Origin of the sequence: Erythrobacter sp. (genome assembly GCF_038133525.1) — a bacterium.
GTDB lineage: Bacteria > Pseudomonadota > Alphaproteobacteria > Sphingomonadales > Sphingomonadaceae > Qipengyuania.
The window spans coordinates 1,300-1,574 of record NZ_JAYPTL010000191.1 but is presented as its reverse complement, the minus strand read 5'-3'; the positions used below and the strand labels follow the sequence as shown (position 1 = coordinate 1,574).

Here is a 275-nt window from a genome sequence, read left to right as displayed (position 1 = left end):
CGGCATAGGACAGCGGGTGGTCTTCGGTGCGCACCGCCAGCCGCTTGATGTCGGGATCGGGGGAGGGGCCTTTCGTGACCGCCCAGCTTTTCAATACTCCATCAATCTCAAGCCGCAGATCCCAGTGCAGCCGGGTCGCGTCATGCTTTTGCACGATGAAGCGATTGCCGCCCTTTTTGCCCGCCTTGCCCTTGGGCTCTTTCGTCTTCGCGAAGTCGCGCCTGGCGTTATACTCGGCAAGCAGGTCGGTCATGGGTCAGGCGCTCTTCTTGCGG

General features: G+C 61.8%; 1 protein-coding gene. It reads right to left on the bottom strand.

Features of this window, described 5'->3' with window-relative positions:
• Positions 1 to 253 (bottom strand): DNA polymerase ligase N-terminal domain-containing protein (locus AAFM29_RS17890; protein ID WP_341714057.1); only part of this gene is annotated, 253 nt, incomplete at its 3' end.
• Positions 254 to 275: the final 22 nt, after the last annotated feature.